Source organism: Sandaracinobacteroides sp. A072, assembly GCF_052616365.1.
This window is the reverse complement of record NZ_JBQXGU010000003.1, coordinates 395,856-411,034: the sequence shown is the minus strand read 5'-3', so window position 1 is coordinate 411,034 and position 15,179 is coordinate 395,856. Positions and strand designations below refer to the sequence as shown.

The window sequence follows — 15,179 nt, the reverse complement described above, 5'->3', positions numbered from 1 at the left end:
GCTCAGGCGCGCAGAAGCTCTTCGAAGCGCAAGGGCTGGCCGATCGGCTGGCCGGGCAGCTGCGCTTCCCACATCACCGTGCTGCCGCGCAGCACCGTTCCCACTGGGCGCCCCGTGATCTCCATGCCGGTGAAGGGGGACCAGCCGCAGCGGCTGGCGAGCCAGTCATCGCTGATGGTCCAGCGGGCCTTGCGGTCGACGATGGTGAAATCCGCGTCATGGCCTGCGGCGATCCGCCCCTTGCCGATCAGGCCGAACAGCCGCGCCGGGCCGCTCGCCATCAGGTCGATCAGGCGCTCCATGGTCAGTCGCCCGCTGGCGATATGGTTCAGCATCAGCGGCACGATGGTCTGCACGCCGGGCATGCCGGATGGTGTGGCGGGATAGGTGCCCGCCTTTTCCTCCAGCGTGTGGGGTGCGTGGTCGGAGCCGAGGACATCGGGCACGCCCTGGCCCATCCAGTGCCACAGCCCCTCGCGGTGCCGGGCCGAGCGGATGGGCGGGTTCATCTGGGCAAGCGCGCCAAGCGCCGGATAGGCTTCCTCGGCCGCCATCGTCAGATGCTGGGGCGTCACCTCGACAGAGGCGATGTCCTTGTGGTCCTTCAGGAATTCCAGTTCCTGCGGGGTTGTGACATGCAGGATGTGGACGCGGCGGCCGGCGGCGCGCGCGGCCTTGATGGCGCGTTTCGTCGCCATGAGGGCGCTTTCGTCATCGCGCCACACGGGGTGGCTGGACGGATCGCCCGTCACGCGCTCGCCCATGCGCGCCTGCATGCGGTCCTCGTCCTCGGCGTGGATCGCGACGCGGCGGCGGCCGTTCTGCAGCACCCGCAGCAGGTTCGCGTCATCGGCCACCAGCAGGTCGCCGGTGGAAGCGCCCATGAAGATCTTCACGCCGCAGCAGCCGGGCGTCATTTCAAGCTCGCCCAGCCGGTCGGCATTGCCAGCCGTCGCGCCGACATAGAAGGCATGGTCCGTCCACATGCGGCCCTTCGCGCGTGCGAGCTTGTCGGCAAGGGCTTCGGCCGTATCCGTCAGCGGCTTGGTGTTCGGCATTTCGAAAAGGCCGGTCACGCCGCCCAGCACCGCCGCGCGGGAGCCGGATTCCAGATCCTCCTTGTGCTCGAGGCCCGGCTCGCGGAAATGGACCTGCGTGTCGATAAGGCCTGGCAGGATGTCGAGGCCGGTGCAGTCCGTTTCCTCTGCGGCGGAGCCTTCGCCCCGCCGGAGGATGGCTTCGACCCGGCCGTTTTTCACGCCGATGTCGCACGGGGTCGGGCCGGCGGGCAGCCACACGGTGCCGTTGCGCCAGATGCTGTCGAAGGTTGCGGTCTTGTCCATATGGCCTATCTAGCAATCGCCATGCCGCTCTGCCAGCTTTCCGACCGCGCCATCGTGCGAATGTCAGGCCCCGATGCGCGGGCCTTCCTGCAGGGCCTCATCACGCAGGATGTGACGCTGCTTGCCCCCGGCAGGCCGCTATATGCCGGCCTTCTTTCGCCACAGGGCAAGGCGCTGTTCCAGCTGTTCCTGCATGCCGATGGCGAGGATATTCTCGTCGATGTGAATGCCGGCCAGGCCGAGGCGCTGATGAAGCGGCTGGCGATGTTCCGGCTGCGGCGGCAGGTGGAGATTGCCCCCGAACCCGGCCTTTCCATGTGGCAGCAGTGGGGCGAGCCTGCCGGCACGCAGGACAAGCGGCCCGCCGACCCGCGCATGGACGAAGCCGGGCGGCGCTTCCCGGCCGCCGGCCTGACGCCCGACGCGACCCTCGCCGACTGGCACGCCCATCGCTTGGCTCTCGGCCTGCCGGATGCGGACGAGATCGGGACGGACGAACTGCTCTGGCTGGAAACGAACGCCCGGGAGCTGAACGGCGTAAGCTTCACCAAGGGCTGCTACACGGGGCAGGAGAATACCGCCCGCATGCACCACCGCGACAGGCTGCGCAAAAGGCTGCTGCCCCTTCAGGTGGCCGGGGGCGCGGCCGAAGATGCGACGGTGATGGCAGGCGACAAGGTGGCGGGCGCGCTGCGCGGCCGCCGGCACGGCGACCTGCAGATGGCGCTGATGCGCATGGAGCATGCAGGGGCCGCCCTCACGGTCGATGGCCTGCCGGCCCGTCTTCTCCGGCCGCTCTGGCTGCCGGCGGAGGATGGCGAGGCCGAGGGTGAGGGCCAGCCCCCCGCCGGCAGCTGAACCCTAGCCGGCGATGATGCGCGCCACTTCCAGTGTCCGGCGCGCTTCGGCCACGTGCAGCAGTTCCACCAGCTTGCCCCGGTAAGTGGCGACGCCCTTGCCTTCGGCCATGGCGGCCTCATGCGCCGCAATCAGGCCGCGCGCGGCTTCCAGCTCTTCGTCCGAAGGGGAAAAGAGCCGGTTCACGATGTCGAGCTGGTCCGGGTGGATGCAGGTCTTGCCGTCGAAGCCGAAGGCGACCGACTGGCGCGTTTCCGCTTCCAGCCCTTGCGGGTCGCGGATGTCGGTGTAGATGCCGTCGAAGCAGAGGATGCCCTCGGCGCGGGCGGCGAGCACGATGCGGCTGGCGGCATAGAGAAGGGGCGCGCGGTCGGGGCCGGGCTTGGCGCGCAAGTCCTTCGTGAGGTCGGCGAACCCGGCCAGAAGCCCCGTGATACCGTCGACGGCGGCGATTTCGTCTGCCTTCAGGATGGCGCGCGGTGTTTCCACCATCGCCCAAACCTGTTTGCCGCGCGCCAGCCGAACGGCTTCGGCGGCATCGGCCGGCGTGTCGATCTTGGGTACGACGATGGCGGCCGCCGCCGAGGCGGCGACGGCTTCGAAATCGGCAGCCGACCAGGGCGTGCCGAGACCGTTCACGCGGATCGCCACTTCACGATGGCCCCATTCTCCGGAGCCGGCGGCGGCAATGGCGGCGGCGCGGGCCTCCACCTTCTTGTCGGGCGCGACGGCGTCTTCCAGGTCGAGGATGAGCGTGTCAGCCGGGAGGGTGCGCGCCTTCTCGATGGCGCGGGCATTGGCGGCCGGCAGATAGAGCACGGTGCGGCGCGGGCGGAAATCGGTCATCGCTGATCCTGTTGTCGTTTCCCTCTGGTCGGCATGGCTCTATAGTCCCTGTTCAGCAAGGGAAAGGGCAGGACCTTGGGCGGAGGCATTTTCGCGATCATTCTGGCGGCGCTGGCGGTGCTGGCCGTCGCGCGTTCGGTCGTCATGGTGCGGCAGGGCTATGAATATACGCTGGAGCGGCTTGGCCGCTACACCACATCCCTCAGGCCGGGTTTCTCCCTCATCATCCCGTTCGTCGATCGCATCGGCCACAGGATGAACATGATGGAGCAGGTGCTCGACATCCCGACCCAGGAAATCATCACGCGCGACAATGCGGTCGTTTCGGTGGATGGCGTCGTCTTCTACCAGGTGCTCGATTCCGCCAGGGCCGCCTATGAAGTCTCCAACCTGACGGCTGCGGTCACGGCCCTCACCCAGACCAACCTTCGCACCGTGATGGGCGCGCTGGACCTCGACGAAAGCCTGTCGAAGCGCGACGAGATCAACGCCCGGCTGCTGAGCGTGATCGACGACGCGACCGGGCCATGGGGCCTGAAGGTGACCCGCGTGGAAGTGCGCGACATCCAGCCGCCATCCGACATCGTGAACGCCATGGCGCGCCAGATGAAGGCCGAGCGCGAGAAACGCGCGGTGACGCTGGAAGCCGAGGGCCTGCGCGCCGCCGAGATCCTGCGTGCCGAAGGGGCGAAGCAGGCGCAGATCCTCGAAGCCGAGGGCCGGCGCGAGGCGGCCTTTCGCGATGCCGAGGCGCGCGAACGCGAAGCCGAAGCGGAAGCGGCCGCCACCGCCATGGTCTCCAAGGCCATTGCCGAGGGAGACCTGCAGGCGGTCAATTACTTCGTTGCGCTGAAATATACCGAGGCCCTTGCAGCCTTTGCGGCCTCCCCCAACGCCAAGACCGTGTTCCTGCCGCTTGAGGCGACCAGCCTGATCGGCTCCGTTGGCGGAATCACCGAACTGGTGCGCGGGTTGCAGGATGCGCCGGCCGGTTCCGGGGGCGGATCCGGGGGCGTTCCCGCACGAGGGCCGGCCGCGCCGCCGCGGCCCAACCCCTGGAAAGAGCCGGCCTGATGCCCGGCGACGGCGTGCACGACTTCTTCTTTTCGCCCTGGGGCTGGCTGTCGCTCGCCGCGATCATGGCAGGGCTGGAGATCCTGCTGCCCGGCGCCTTCATGATCTGGCTTGCGGCCGCAGCGCTGGCGACCGCCCTTGTTGTCCTGCTTCTCCCCCTGGGATGGGGCGCGCATCTGGTGCTGTTCGCCGTCTTTGCCGCCGTTGCCGTCTTTCTCTCGCTCAGGCTGAAGCGCCGGCGGCCCATCGCCACCGCCGATCCGGCGCTCAACCGACGCGCCCTGCGGCTTTCGGGCGAGGTGGTGCTGGTGACACAGGCCATCGAAGCCGGGCATGGCCGGGTGAAGCTGGGTGACACGGAATGGAGCGCGCGCGGCCCTGACATGCCGGCTGGAAGCCATGCGCGGATCATCGGCATGGATGGCGCCACTCTGCTGGTGGAGCCACTGGCGGGCTGAGGCGGCAGCCCCCTTCCAGTCAGTCCCTGCCGGTCAGCCTTCGTCCAGTTTCAGGATCACGATCCGGCCCGTGGCGCCTTCGGGCATCGTCTCGCCCGTGTGGCGGGCGGCATCGCGGCGGATGAGGGCCAGGACGGGAAGCGGCATGCCCGGCGCATGCACCACGAGGTCGGCGCTGGCGAGCAGGCGCAGTTCCCGCAGGGTGAGCGCATCCGCCCCTTCCGGGCCGACACGGATTTCATCGACGCTGTCGCGCGGTTCGCCGTCGCCGGCCAGCGCATCGATAATGGCCGCAGCCGGATCGGGCGCGGGGCCGAACGGGTCCAGCGCCGCGCCGGGGGCAAGCAGGGCGGACCAGAAGGCGCGCCGGGCCGGCACGTCGGCGTGGGTGGCGGCGACTGGCGCGCGCGCATCGCGAATGGCGCGGGCCATCGCGCCGAGCGCGGAGGGCAGCAGCAGGTCCAGTCGTTCCTTCAGGGCTTTGGAAAGGCTGGCGGATGCGCCGCCCGTGCCCACTGCCACCACCACGGGCGAGCGATCGATGATCGCCGGCACGGTGAAGTCGCAGAGGTCGGGGCGGTCGACCACATTCACCAGCAGCCCGGCTTCGCGCAGACGCGAAGCGGCTTCCTCCGCGCCTTCGGCCAGCGCCACGAACGCAAGGCGGACCCCCGGCCCCAATTCCGTCACGACGGTTCCGCCGGCTTCCTCCACCAGACGCGCCTTGGCATCGGCGGCATCCCCTTCGCCCAGCACCAGCACCGGCTGGCCGGCAATCCGGTGGAAGAGCGGAAGCTGGTCCATCAGCCCTTCAGCCGGGCTTCGAGCCAGGCGCGCACTGCCGGGCCGACATCGTCGCGCTCCAGCGCATAGGCGATGTTCGCGATCACATGGCCGGCCTTGTCGCCGCAATCATGCCGCACACCATCGAAGGCAAGGCCGTGGAAGGGCTGTTTGCCGATCAGCTGCGCCATGGCGTCCGTCAGCTGGATTTCATTGCCGGCGCCGCGCTTGCCTTCCGAAAGGATCTCCATCACTTCCGGCTGGAGGATGTAGCGGCCAATGACGGCAAGGTTCGACGGCGCGACTTCGGGCTTCGGCTTTTCCACCAGCCCGGCAACCTCGGTCAGCTTGCCACGGGTTTCGCCGGGCGTGATGATGCCATAGCTGCCCGTGCGCTCATGGGGCACCCGCTCGGCGGCGATGATGTTGCCGCCTACCTCGGCCCAGGCATCCACCATCTGGCGCAGCGCGCCGGGTTTGCCCTGCACCAGATCATCGGGCAGGATCACGGCGAAGGGCCGGTTGCCGACGATGTGGCGCGCGCACCACACGGCATGGCCGAGGCCCGCCGGTTCCTGCTGGCGCACATAGGCGATATCGCCCGCCGGCAGCCGCGTTTCGGCAAGCACTGCCAGTTCGGCATCCTTGCCACGCGCCTTCAGCATCGCCTCCAGTTCGCCGGCGACATCGAAATAATCCTCGAGGCCGGCTTTCCCGCGCGCGGTCACGAACACCATCTGGCGGATTCCGGCTTCCAGCGCCTCGTCCACGGCATATTGCAGCAGCGGCCGGTCAACCACCGGCAGCATTTCCTTGGGCACCGCCTTGGTCGCCGGCAGGAAGCGCGTGCCCATGCCCCCCACGGGAAAGACTGCGATATCGATCATGCCCCCTCCTTCAGCCAGTGGGGAACCCGGTCCAGCCCCACAAGTTCCTCCAGTGTCTGCCGCGGCCTTATGACAGCCATGCGGTCGCCATCCACAAGCACCTCCGGCACCAGCGGCCGGCTGTTGTAAGTGGAGGCCATGGTGGCGCCATAGGCGCCGGCCGTCATCAGCGCGACGAGATCGCCTTCCTCGACCGGGGTGATGCGCCTGTCTTCTGCGAACATGTCGCCTGTCTCGCACACCGGGCCGACGACCGTGGCGGCCATGGTGCCGGGCCGTGGAACAACGGCGCGTATGTCGTGATAGACACCATAGAGCGTGGGCCGGATCAGGTCGTTCATCGCCGCATCCAGCACCACGAAATGCCGGGCAGCGCCGCTTTTCAGCGTGATGACGCGCGCCACCAGGATGCCGGCATTGCCCGCGATCAGGCGGCCCGGCTCGAACATCAGCTGCACGTTCCAGCCAGTCGTCACGCGCGCGACCATTGCGCCATAATCGGCCGGCGACGGCGGCAGCGGCAGCGATGGGTCATAGGGGATGCCGAGGCCGCCGCCGAGATCGACCCGCGTGACGGACAGGCCCGCGCCGCGCAGCCTGCCCACGAGATGGCCGAGCTTGGTGAAGGCGGCCTCCATGGGCGCCAGATCGAACAGCTGGCTGCCGATGTGGGCAGCGATTCCGGCCGGGCGGATCCCGGGAAGCGTGGAGGCTTCGGCATAAAGGGCCTCGACACGGTCGATCGGGATGCCGAACTTGTTCTCGGCCTTGCCGGTGGAGATCTTGGCGTGGGTGCCGGCATCGACATCGGGGTTCACGCGCAGCGCGATTTCGGCGGTGCGGCCCATGCCGGAGGCAATGGCGGACAGGCGCCGCAGTTCGCTTTCGCTTTCGACATTGAGCTGGAGGATGCCGGCGTCGAGCGCGGCGCGCAGTTCATGATCGGTCTTGCCCACCCCGGAAAAGACGATCCTGCCGGGCGCGATGCCCGCTTTCAGGGCGCGCAGCATCTCGCCTTCGGAAACCACGTCTGCGCCAAGGCCCTCCTTCGCCAGCAGGCTGAGCACCGCGACATTGGGGTTCGCCTTCACCGCAAAGGCGATCAGCGGCCGGTCGAGCGCCGAAAGCGCTTCCTTCATCACCCGCGCATGGCGGCGAAGCGTTGCAGCCGAATAGCAGTAAAAGGGGGTGCCGACGGCTTCGGCGATGGCCGGAAGGGGCAGGTCTTCGGCGTGGAGCACGCCATCCTTCAGCTGGAAATGGTCCATCAGTCCTCCGGGGTCGTGGCAGGCGCGGGAAAGGCAGGGCGCGCGGGCGTGTCGGCCGCCGGATCGCCGGGGAAGGGGGCGAGGGTGCGGCCCCGCGTGCCTTCGGGCGGCAGGCTGAACGGATCATCGGGGCGCACGTCGAGCTTCACCGTCAGTTCGTCCACCCTGAGGGGCTGTGCCTGCGCCGGAAGCTCCAGACCCTTCGCCACCCGCTTGCGCTCATCGGCGCGGGCGTCCTTCAGCGCCTCTTTCGACAGCGCCGGGTCCGGCGTTTCGAGCCGGGTGACGGGCGCGCGATACCCGCAGGCGGCCAGCAGCACCATGCCGGCAAGGGCCGCCCACTTCACCATTGCGGAATTTCCGCCAGCGCCTTGCGGGCGGCGGCCAGCACATTGGCGGGCGCCGTGCCGCCGTGGCTCGTCCGGCTCGAGACGCTCGCCTCGACGCTCAGCACGGAATGGACACGCGCGTCGATGCGCGGGTCGATCGCCTGCAAGGTTTCAAGCGGCAGGGCATCGAGCCCGGTGCCGGCATCCTCGGCGGCCTTCACCGCCCGGCCGGTGATGTGGTGGGCTTCGCGGAAGGGCACGCTCGCCTCGCGCACCAGCCAGTCAGCGAGATCGGTGGCGGTGGAATAGCCGCTCGCGGCGCTTGCCCGCATGCGGCCGGGCACGAAGCCCAGGGTTTCCATCATGCCGGCCATCGCGGCGAGGCTGAGTTCCAGCAGGTCATGCGCCTCGAAGACGGGTTCCTTGTCGTCCTGCATATCCTTGGAATAGGCCAGCGGCAGGCCCTTCATCGTCACCATCAGCCCGGTCATCAGGCCGAGGATCCGGCCCGAATGGCCGCGCACCAGTTCGGCGGCATCGGGGTTGCGCTTCTGCGGCATGATCGACGAGCCGGTCGACCACTGGTCGGGCAGCTTCACCCAGCCGAAGGGCTGGCTTGCCCACAGGATCACTTCCTCGGCCAGCCGCGACAGGTGCAGGGCGCACTGGGTGGCCGATGTCAGATATTCGATGGCGAAATCCCGGTCCGAGACGCTGTCGAGCGAATTGTCCGTCGGGCCGTCGAAGCCGAGCGCCTGCGCGGTTGCGGCCCGGTCCACCGGAAAGCCGGTGCCGGCAAGCGCTGCCGAGCCAAGCGGGCACTGGTTCAGCCTGGCGCGGGCATCGCGGAAGCGGCCGAAGTCGCGCTTCAGCATCTCCACATAGGCCATCAGATGGTGGCCGAGCGTTACGGGCTGGGCCACCTGCAGGTGGGTGAAGCCCGGCATGACGGTTGCATGATGCTCTTCGGCGCGGCGGGCAAGCACGCCGGCAAGCGCGCGGATGGCGGCGAGGTGGCCGTCGATCGCGTCGCGCACCCAGAGGCGGACATCGGTGGCCACCTGATCGTTGCGGCTGCGCGCGGTGTGCAGCCGCCCGGCATCCGGCCCCAGCCGCCCGGCCAGCGCGGTTTCCACGGTCATGTGGATGTCTTCCAGCGCGATATCGACGGGAACGCCATTGGCGTCATAATCACCCTCGATCTGGCGCAGGCCTTCGGCGATGCGGCCGGCGGCTGTCTGGTCGATGATGCCGCGCGCGCCCAGCATCTGCACATGCGCCAGGCTGCCGCGGATGTCCTGGCGCCACAGCCGCTTGTCGAAGGGGATGGAGGCATTTATCTCTGCCATGACGGCCGCCGGGCCACCTTCGAACCGGCCGCCCCAAAGCGCATTGGCGCCTGCCTGTGCGTCATCCTTTTCGCCGGAGCCTGCCATGACGCGCCTTATCCTCCCTGGCCTTGTTGTCCTGCTGGCGGCGTGCCAGCAACAGGAAGCCCCTAAGGCCGAACCGTCCGCGCTGCAAGGCGAGGCCACCCCTGCGGAAGCCGCCGCAACCTCTGCCAGCACCGCCGGTTTCGACACCGCGCACGCCGGCACGCCGGCGCCGGCCCTCGCGCTCGAAACCGGGCCGGACGGCCGGACGGAGACCATCGCCGACATACTGAAGGCGAACCCCGGCCAGAAGCTTCTGGTGAACCTGTGGGCGACATGGTGCGCCCCCTGCCTGAAGGAACTGCCGACGCTCGATGCACTGGCGGCGGATACGAAGGGTGTGCTGCTTGTCGTGCCCGTGAGCCAGGACATGGAGGGCTGGCGCAAGGTGTCCGCCGCCTTCACGCCGGCGCTTTACCCCAATCTGTCCACGCGGGTGGAAAGCGGAATGCAGTTCGGCTTCCAGCTCAAGGCGAAGGGCCTGCCGCTCACCATCCTCTATGGCCCGGATGGGCGCGAGATCTGGCGCTATGCCGGCGACCGGGACTGGAACAGCCCGGATGCGCGCGCGAACATGGGGCTGCCTGCCTAGGGCCCGCCGCCCCGCTCAGTTCATCAGCCCGAGCACCAGGAAACCGCCGACAAGCGCCGCGCCGAACAAAAGGCTGAGCAGGTTGAAGTGGCGGTCGATGAGGCGCTGCATCGGCTCGCCCCATTTCCACAGCAGCGCCGCCACCAGGAAGAAGCGCGCCGCGCGGGAGACGAGGGCTGCCGCGATCAGGACCGGAAGCGGCATGGCTGTCGCACCTGCGGCAATGGTGATCACCTTGAAGGGCAGCGGCGTGAAGCCCGCCAGGAAGACGATGACCCAGCCATTTTCGTTGAAATCGGCGGCGAAGCTTTCGAACTTGGCGCCCGCGCCATAGAATTCGAGAATGGCGCGGCCTGCCGTCTCGAACAGGAAGAGGCCGATGGCATAGCCCAGTAGCGCGCCGACGACGGATGCCAGCGTGCAGATGAGGGCATAGCGGAAGGCGCGTTCGGGCCGGGCAAGGCACATGGGCGCCAGCAGCACATCGGGCGGAATGGGAAAGAAGCTCGCCTCGACGAAGCTGATTCCCGCCAGCCAGCGCTCGGCATGGGGGTGGCGGCACCGGGAAAGCGTCCAGTGATAGAGGCGTTTGAGCATGGCATGCGCCTATCAGGTCATGCGGCCGGGCGCCATGGCCGAAAGGCGTTAACGGCGCCGCTTTCCTGCCGTGCTGCGGAACGGGCGCGCGCATGGCGCGCCCGTCATCAACTCCATCAGCGCGACCCGGCGGCGCGGGCTTCCTCGAACAGGTCGTTGGCCCGGTTCCAGTTCACCACCTTCCACCAGTTGGAAAGATAGTCCCCCCGGCGGTTGCGGTAGCCGAGGTAATAGGCATGTTCCCAGACATCGTTCGCGAGGATCGGCCGGCCCTTCACGGGGGCGAGATCCATCAGCGGATTGTCCTGGTTGGGGGTGGCGGTGATGGCGAGCTTGCCGTCATCCTTGAGGATGAGCCATGCCCAGCCCGAGCCGAACTGTGCAAGGCCCGCCTGCTGGAAGGCCTGGCGGAAGGCGTCGAGGCTGCCCCACTGCCCCTCGATCGCGGCCAGAAGGGCCGGCGACGGCGTGCCGCCCTGGCCCTCCGGGGCCATCAGTGTCCAGAAAAGGCGATGGTTCCAGTGGCCGCCGCCATTGTCCCGCACGGCCTTGGGGAGGGTTGAAACACGGGCGAGCAGATCCTCGAGCGACAGGCCGGCAAGCGCCGGATCGGCGGCAACCGCCTTGTTCAGATTGTCCACATAGGCCTTGTGGTGGCGGCCATGGTGCAGTTCCATCGTCTCCCGGTCGATCACCGGGGCAAGGGCGTCATGCGCATAGGGCAGCGGATCGAGTGCAAAGGCTGCGGCCTTTTCGGCTGCCGGTTTTCCGGTTGCGTCTTTTCCGGTTTCGGGGACCGCCAGCGCCGGCTGGGCGATGGCGGCAAGAAGCAGGGCGGCGGCAAGCGATTTCAGCATCCATGGTCTCCCTCGGGCGGCGGCGCGGCTTATGGGCGCCTGATCTCGTAGGCAGGATCTAGGTTTGACAGGCTTGCGCGGCAACCGGTGACACCGCCGGCTGCGGCAGGCCGCGCACGTCACGGGGCCGCACGATGCCCTTCAATGCGATTTTTCCGCGGCTGGCCGGCTGCGGCAGCCTATTCGATCGCGCCGACGCGGTCGCCCTTGTTCACCACCGCATCCCCATCCACTTCGATCCTCAGCGTGCCTGAAGCGGGGGCTTCCAGTTCCAGCGTCACCTTTTCCACCTGAAGCTCGGCAATAAGCTCGCCCTGCTCGACACGGGCGCCATCGGGCTTCAGCCAGATCAGGCTGGCCCCGGTCCGGTCGTCTTCGTCCCAGAGGTCCTGTGGAATGCTGACTGCCTTGCCGCTGACTGCCTTGCCGCTGACTGCCTTGACCATGCCGACCCGATCCTTTTTCCTGCCCTTAAGCCGCGCCCCGATGCCGGGCCATGAACCCTAGACGCTGCGCGGCACCGGGCCTGCCTGTTGCTTCTAAGAGAGTGCCCGCCACAGGATGGCCCGCGAGCAGGCGAACCTCGCCTGCAACATTGGCTGGAACGGCGCCTCGGGAAGTGCAGTCTGCGCCCAAGGGCCGGGCCGGTGGCGAAAGGCACCTCCCGGACGGCGCGAAAATGCTCTACCCCCTCGGGCATGACAGCGGATGCAATCCTCGACCTTCTGGTCATCGGCGGTGGTGTCAACGGCGCGGGCATCGCGCGGGATGCGGCAGGACGCGGCCTGACGGTGGCGCTTCTGGAAGCAGGCGATCTTGCCGGGGCGACATCCTCGGCATCGACCAAGCTTGTCCATGGCGGGCTTCGCTATCTGGAGTTCATGGAATTCGGGCTGGTGCGCAAGGCGCTGATGGAGCGCGAGGTGATTCTCTCCATGGCGCCGCACATCAGCTGGCCCATGGCCTTTCTGCTGCCGCACGAGCCGCATGTGCGCCCGGCCTGGATGCTGCGGGCCGGGCTTTTCCTTTACGATCATCTTGCCCGCCGCCGCGAGGTGCCCGGCTCGGGCCGGGTGAATCTGCGCATGGACCCGGCCGGCCCGGCCTTTGCCCGCCATCTTCAAACGGCGTTCCGATACTGGGATGGCTGGGTGGATGATTCGCGGCTGGTGGTGCTGAATGCGCGTGACGCCGCCGATCACGGCGCGGCCATCCACACGCGCGAGGCGGTTGCATCGGCGCGGCGCACGGATTTCGGCTGGGCGGTCGAAACCGCATCGGGGCGGTCGCTGGCCTGCCGGCACATCGTGAACGCGGCCGGGCCATGGGCCGAACGGGTCGCCCGCGAGACGCTCGGCCTCGATGACGCGCCGCGCCTCAGGCTGGTGCAGGGCGGGCACATTGTCACCCGCAAGGTGAACCGCACGGCGGATGCCTGGATGCTGCAGCAACCCGACGGGCGGATCATCTTCGTCATCCCCTATGAGGGGGAATGGTCCCTGATCGGCACGACGGAAACCCCGGTCGACGACCCGGCCGCCCACAGCCTGACCGGTGACGAGGAAGCCTATCTGCTGGAGGCCGTGAACCGCAGCATCGCCCGACCGCTGAAGCCGGAGGACATCGTCCACCGCTTTGCCGGCGTGCGCCCGCTGGTGCTGGAGGAAGGCAAGGGCGCGCGTGAGACGACGCGGGACTGGCGGCTCGTCCGTCATGGCGCGGGCGCGGCGACGACGGTGGTGGGCGGCAAGATCACCACCTATCGCCGGCTGGCCGAAGCCGTGCTCGACCCGCTGTTTCCCGGAACCCGGCGCTGGACGAAGGATGCCCCGCTGCCCGGCGGCGACATTCCGCGAAGCAGCGGGCAGACGGCGCAGCAGGCGTTCGAAGCCTGGCGCGCCGATCTGGCGGCGCGCCATGGCCTTTACGACCCGGCGATCGTGGCGCGCATGGCGCGGCTTTACGGAACGCTTGCCGAGCCGCTTCTGGCAGGCGGGCTGGGGCGCAATTTCGGCGGAATGTTCGAAGCGGAGCTGGCCCATATGCGCGACCGGGAATGGGCGCGCACCGCCGAGGACGCGCTGTGGCGGCGCAGCAAGATGGGCCTGCGGCTCTCGCAAGAGGAGCGGGCCGGCGTGGAAGCCTTTTTCGGCGGCTGAAGTGGCGCGCTCCCGGCGCCGCTGCAAAGGCTCAGGGGTAAAGGAGCGTCATTGTCCAGCCGCCTTCCGCAGACCGCGTGAAACGTTCGCGGTGATGCTGGCGACCGGGCCTGTCTTCCCAGAATTCGATCCAGTCCGGGCTCAGCCGGTAGCCGCCCCAGTGCGGGGGCCTTGGAACCGTGCCCGGATATTCGCGCGCCATGTCGCCGATCCGCGCCTCGAAGGTGGTGCGGGCATCGAGCGGCCGCGATTGCAGCGAGGCCCATGCCGAAAGCTGGCTCTCGCGCGGGCGGCTGGCGAAATATTCGTCGCTTTCCAGCTCCGTCACATGGGCGACCGGCCCCGAGATCCGCACCTGCCGCCTGAGCGATTTCCAGTGGAAATCAAGGGCGGCGTGCGGCCTGTGCTCGAGCTGGTGGCCCTTGGCGCTGGCGCGGTTGGTGTAGAAGGTGAAGCCGCGCGCATCGAAGCCCTTCATCAGCACGATCCGCACATCCGGGCGTGGGTCTGGCCCCTCCATGTCCACGGTGGCAAGCGCACAGGCGTTGGGGTCATTCACCTCGCTGGCTTGTGCCAGGGCGAACCAGTCGGCAAACTGCTGGAACGGATCGGTCATGGCCAATGGCTAGGCCGGGTTGCGAGGGCTTGCAATGCCTGCCTTCGTCACATGCCGCCGGCAGGGATGCGCCTTGCCGGGATGTGATCGCCGTTCTATATGAATGTGACTTTTGTGCAACAGGTGGTGTGACCGTTCAGCCCATGGCAGATCTCTATTCCGTACTGGGTGTTCCGAAGGCGGCCGATGCCGCAGCCATCAAGCGCGCCTATCGCAAGCTCGCCAAGGAACTTCACCCCGACCAGAACAAGGACAACCCCAAGGCCGCCGAGCGTTTCAAGCAGGTGACGGCCGCCTATGAAATCCTCTCCGACAAGGAGAAGCGCGGCCAGTATGACCGCGGCGAGATCGACGATCAGGGCAACCCCCGCATGTATGGCGGCTTTGGCGGTCAGGCTGGCGGAAGGCCCGGTGGCGGTTTCGGTGGCGGCTTTGGCGGTGCCGGGCGGCCCGATGTCGAGTTCGATTTCGGCGGCGATCCTTCCGATCTCTTCTCCGAGCTTTTCGGCCGTACCGGGCGCGGCGGTTTCCGCGCGCCACCACGCCGGGGGGCGGATGTCGCCTACCGCCTGTCCGTTCCCTTCGTGGAGGCAGCGCTTGCCCGGCCGCGCCGGCTGATGCTCGCCAACGGCAAGACGATCGACCTTGCCATTCCCAAGGGGGTGGAGGACGGGCAGCAGTTGCGCCTGTCCGGCCAGGGGGAGGCAGGCCCTGCCGGCGCGGGCGATGCCATCGTCACGATTCTGGTCCAGCCTGATTCCCGTTTCACGCGCGAAGGGTTCGACATCCGCGCCGATATCCTCGTGCCGCTCGCCATTGCAGTGCTCGGCGGCAAGCAGCGCGTGCCGACACCCGAGGCCGATGTGATGCTGACCATCGCGCCCGGCACCAGTTCGGGCAAGGTGATGCGGCTGAAGGGCAAGGGCTGGACGAGGAAGGACGGCAGCCGGGGCGATCTTCTGGCCCGGGTCATGGTGGAGGTGCCGGACGATCCGGGGCTGGCGGAGTATCTGCGTGGCCGTCAGGCCGGCTGAGACCGGGCAGGGGCCTGAAGACGGGGGCGGGCGGCGGCCCCCGGG

The 15,179-nt window shown here is 68.3% G+C and carries 17 protein-coding genes; 6 read left to right on the top strand and 11 right to left on the bottom strand.

What is annotated here, in order from left to right; translation table 11 throughout:
* Positions 1 to 2: 2 nt before the first annotated feature.
* On the bottom strand, positions 3 to 1,343 hold the full coding sequence (locus ACUJ46_RS10915; protein WP_445390519.1) for a dihydroorotase: 1,341 nt from the start codon (positions 1,341 to 1,343) through the stop codon (positions 3 to 5).
* Between ACUJ46_RS10915 and ygfZ the strand changes: the two genes are divergently transcribed.
* Positions 1,344 to 2,201: a CAF17-like 4Fe-4S cluster assembly/insertion protein YgfZ gene (gene ygfZ, locus ACUJ46_RS10910; protein ID WP_445390518.1), complete on the top strand. Its 858-nt coding sequence runs from the start codon at positions 1,344 to 1,346 to the stop codon at positions 2,199 to 2,201.
* 3 nt (positions 2,202 to 2,204) lie between these two features.
* On the opposite strand, the gene ACUJ46_RS10905 is transcribed toward ygfZ, so the two are convergent.
* A complete protein-coding gene (locus ACUJ46_RS10905; protein ID WP_445390517.1) occupies positions 2,205 to 3,047 on the bottom strand; it encodes an HpcH/HpaI aldolase/citrate lyase family protein in 843 nt (280 codons plus the stop codon).
* Positions 3,048 to 3,191: 144 nt separating this feature from the next.
* On the opposite strand from ACUJ46_RS10905, the gene ACUJ46_RS10900 reads away from it, so the two are divergent.
* Both ACUJ46_RS10900 and ACUJ46_RS10895 read left to right on the top strand, forming a co-directional pair.
* Positions 3,192 to 4,121 (top strand): SPFH domain-containing protein, encoded by a 930-nt coding sequence (locus ACUJ46_RS10900; RefSeq protein ID WP_445390556.1) that lies wholly within the window; start codon positions 3,192 to 3,194, stop codon positions 4,119 to 4,121.
* Entirely contained in the window at positions 4,121 to 4,579 is a 459-nt protein-coding gene (locus ACUJ46_RS10895; protein WP_445390516.1) for an NfeD family protein, read from the top strand. Before ACUJ46_RS10900 ends, ACUJ46_RS10895 begins: the two co-directional genes overlap by 1 nt.
* Positions 4,580 to 4,612: 33 nt before the next feature.
* On the opposite strand, the gene ACUJ46_RS10890 is transcribed toward ACUJ46_RS10895, so the two are convergent.
* The 5 genes from ACUJ46_RS10890 to argH are packed head-to-tail and all read right to left on the bottom strand — an operon-like array spanning position 4,613 to position 9,282.
* Positions 4,613 to 5,383, bottom strand: a complete 771-nt coding sequence (locus ACUJ46_RS10890) for a precorrin-2 dehydrogenase/sirohydrochlorin ferrochelatase family protein (protein WP_445390515.1) — start codon at positions 5,381 to 5,383, stop codon at positions 4,613 to 4,615.
* Complete coding sequence (locus ACUJ46_RS10885) at positions 5,383 to 6,249, bottom strand: UTP--glucose-1-phosphate uridylyltransferase (protein WP_445390514.1); 867 nt, start codon at positions 6,247 to 6,249, stop codon at positions 5,383 to 5,385. The genes ACUJ46_RS10890 and ACUJ46_RS10885 overlap by 1 nt, the downstream gene beginning before the upstream one ends.
* Positions 6,246 to 7,517: a diaminopimelate decarboxylase gene (gene lysA / locus ACUJ46_RS10880; protein WP_445390513.1), complete on the bottom strand. Its 1,272-nt coding sequence runs from the start codon at positions 7,515 to 7,517 to the stop codon at positions 6,246 to 6,248. Before lysA ends, ACUJ46_RS10885 begins: the two co-directional genes overlap by 4 nt.
* The gene (locus ACUJ46_RS10875) at positions 7,517 to 7,867 is read right to left on the bottom strand and encodes a hypothetical protein (RefSeq protein WP_445390512.1); all 351 of its coding nucleotides are present in this window, start codon (positions 7,865 to 7,867) and stop codon (positions 7,517 to 7,519) included. Before ACUJ46_RS10875 ends, lysA begins: the two co-directional genes overlap by 1 nt.
* Positions 7,861 to 9,282, bottom strand: a complete 1,422-nt coding sequence (argH, locus tag ACUJ46_RS10870; protein ID WP_445390511.1) for an argininosuccinate lyase — start codon at positions 9,280 to 9,282, stop codon at positions 7,861 to 7,863. Before argH ends, ACUJ46_RS10875 begins: the two co-directional genes overlap by 7 nt.
* Here argH and ACUJ46_RS10865 point away from each other — a divergent pair.
* The gene (locus tag ACUJ46_RS10865; RefSeq protein WP_445390510.1) at positions 9,281 to 9,871 is read left to right on the top strand and encodes a TlpA family protein disulfide reductase; all 591 of its coding nucleotides are present in this window, start codon (positions 9,281 to 9,283) and stop codon (positions 9,869 to 9,871) included. The two genes, argH and ACUJ46_RS10865, sit on opposite strands and share 2 nt — an antisense overlap.
* Before the next feature lie 15 nt (positions 9,872 to 9,886).
* Here ACUJ46_RS10865 and ACUJ46_RS10860 read toward each other — a convergent pair whose 3' ends face one another.
* The 3 genes from ACUJ46_RS10860 to ACUJ46_RS10850 form a co-directional block, all read right to left on the bottom strand.
* The gene (locus ACUJ46_RS10860; protein WP_445390509.1) at positions 9,887 to 10,468 is read right to left on the bottom strand and encodes a YqaA family protein; all 582 of its coding nucleotides are present in this window, start codon (positions 10,466 to 10,468) and stop codon (positions 9,887 to 9,889) included.
* Between the two features lie 116 nt (positions 10,469 to 10,584).
* Positions 10,585 to 11,325 (bottom strand): superoxide dismutase, encoded by a 741-nt coding sequence (locus tag ACUJ46_RS10855; RefSeq protein ID WP_445390508.1) that lies wholly within the window; start codon positions 11,323 to 11,325, stop codon positions 10,585 to 10,587.
* A 179-nt stretch (positions 11,326 to 11,504) separates the two neighbouring features.
* Complete coding sequence (locus tag ACUJ46_RS10850) at positions 11,505 to 11,771, bottom strand: lipoyl domain-containing protein (RefSeq protein ID WP_445390507.1); 267 nt, start codon at positions 11,769 to 11,771, stop codon at positions 11,505 to 11,507.
* A 252-nt stretch (positions 11,772 to 12,023) separates the two neighbouring features.
* On the opposite strand from ACUJ46_RS10850, the gene glpD reads away from it, so the two are divergent.
* On the top strand, positions 12,024 to 13,484 hold the full coding sequence (gene glpD, locus ACUJ46_RS10845; protein ID WP_445390506.1) for a glycerol-3-phosphate dehydrogenase: 1,461 nt from the start codon (positions 12,024 to 12,026) through the stop codon (positions 13,482 to 13,484).
* Between the two features lie 31 nt (positions 13,485 to 13,515).
* Here glpD and pdxH read toward each other — a convergent pair whose 3' ends face one another.
* Positions 13,516 to 14,100: a pyridoxamine 5'-phosphate oxidase gene (gene pdxH, locus ACUJ46_RS10840; protein WP_445390505.1), complete on the bottom strand. Its 585-nt coding sequence runs from the start codon at positions 14,098 to 14,100 to the stop codon at positions 13,516 to 13,518.
* A gap of 143 nt (positions 14,101 to 14,243) precedes the next feature.
* On the opposite strand from pdxH, the gene ACUJ46_RS10835 reads away from it, so the two are divergent.
* Positions 14,244 to 15,134 carry a DnaJ C-terminal domain-containing protein gene (locus tag ACUJ46_RS10835; RefSeq protein WP_445390504.1) on the top strand — a complete coding sequence of 297 codons (891 nt, stop codon included), beginning with the start codon at positions 14,244 to 14,246 and terminating at the stop codon, positions 15,132 to 15,134.
* Positions 15,135 to 15,179 lie beyond the last annotated feature (45 nt).

Excerpts from the sequence above, each read along its gene's own strand:
- ACUJ46_RS10915 (WP_445390519.1), bottom strand. The coding sequence starts at position 1,343 with ATGGACAAGACCGCAACCTTCGACAGCATCTGGCGCAACGGCACCGTG.
- ygfZ (WP_445390518.1), top strand. The coding sequence starts at position 1,344 with ATGGCCTATCTAGCAATCGCCATGCCGCTCTGCCAGCTTTCCGACCGC.
- ACUJ46_RS10905 (WP_445390517.1), bottom strand. The coding sequence starts at position 3,047 with ATGACCGATTTCCGCCCGCGCCGCACCGTGCTCTATCTGCCGGCCGCC.
- ACUJ46_RS10900 (WP_445390556.1), top strand. The coding sequence starts at position 3,192 with ATGGTGCGGCAGGGCTATGAATATACGCTGGAGCGGCTTGGCCGCTAC.
- ACUJ46_RS10895 (WP_445390516.1), top strand. The coding sequence starts at position 4,121 with ATGCCCGGCGACGGCGTGCACGACTTCTTCTTTTCGCCCTGGGGCTGG.
- ACUJ46_RS10890 (WP_445390515.1), bottom strand. The coding sequence starts at position 5,383 with ATGGACCAGCTTCCGCTCTTCCACCGGATTGCCGGCCAGCCGGTGCTG.
- ACUJ46_RS10885 (WP_445390514.1), bottom strand. The coding sequence starts at position 6,249 with ATGATCGATATCGCAGTCTTTCCCGTGGGGGGCATGGGCACGCGCTTC.
- lysA (WP_445390513.1), bottom strand. The coding sequence starts at position 7,517 with ATGGACCATTTCCAGCTGAAGGATGGCGTGCTCCACGCCGAAGACCTG.
- ACUJ46_RS10875 (WP_445390512.1), bottom strand. The coding sequence starts at position 7,867 with ATGGTGAAGTGGGCGGCCCTTGCCGGCATGGTGCTGCTGGCCGCCTGC.
- ACUJ46_RS10865 (WP_445390510.1), top strand. The coding sequence starts at position 9,281 with ATGACGCGCCTTATCCTCCCTGGCCTTGTTGTCCTGCTGGCGGCGTGC.
- argH (WP_445390511.1), bottom strand. The coding sequence starts at position 9,282 with ATGGCAGGCTCCGGCGAAAAGGATGACGCACAGGCAGGCGCCAATGCG.
- ACUJ46_RS10860 (WP_445390509.1), bottom strand. The coding sequence starts at position 10,468 with ATGCTCAAACGCCTCTATCACTGGACGCTTTCCCGGTGCCGCCACCCC.
- ACUJ46_RS10855 (WP_445390508.1), bottom strand. The coding sequence starts at position 11,325 with ATGCTGAAATCGCTTGCCGCCGCCCTGCTTCTTGCCGCCATCGCCCAG.
- ACUJ46_RS10850 (WP_445390507.1), bottom strand. The coding sequence starts at position 11,771 with ATGGTCAAGGCAGTCAGCGGCAAGGCAGTCAGCGGCAAGGCAGTCAGC.
- glpD (WP_445390506.1), top strand. The coding sequence starts at position 12,024 with ATGACAGCGGATGCAATCCTCGACCTTCTGGTCATCGGCGGTGGTGTC.
- pdxH (WP_445390505.1), bottom strand. The coding sequence starts at position 14,100 with ATGACCGATCCGTTCCAGCAGTTTGCCGACTGGTTCGCCCTGGCACAA.
- ACUJ46_RS10835 (WP_445390504.1), top strand. The coding sequence starts at position 14,244 with ATGGCAGATCTCTATTCCGTACTGGGTGTTCCGAAGGCGGCCGATGCC.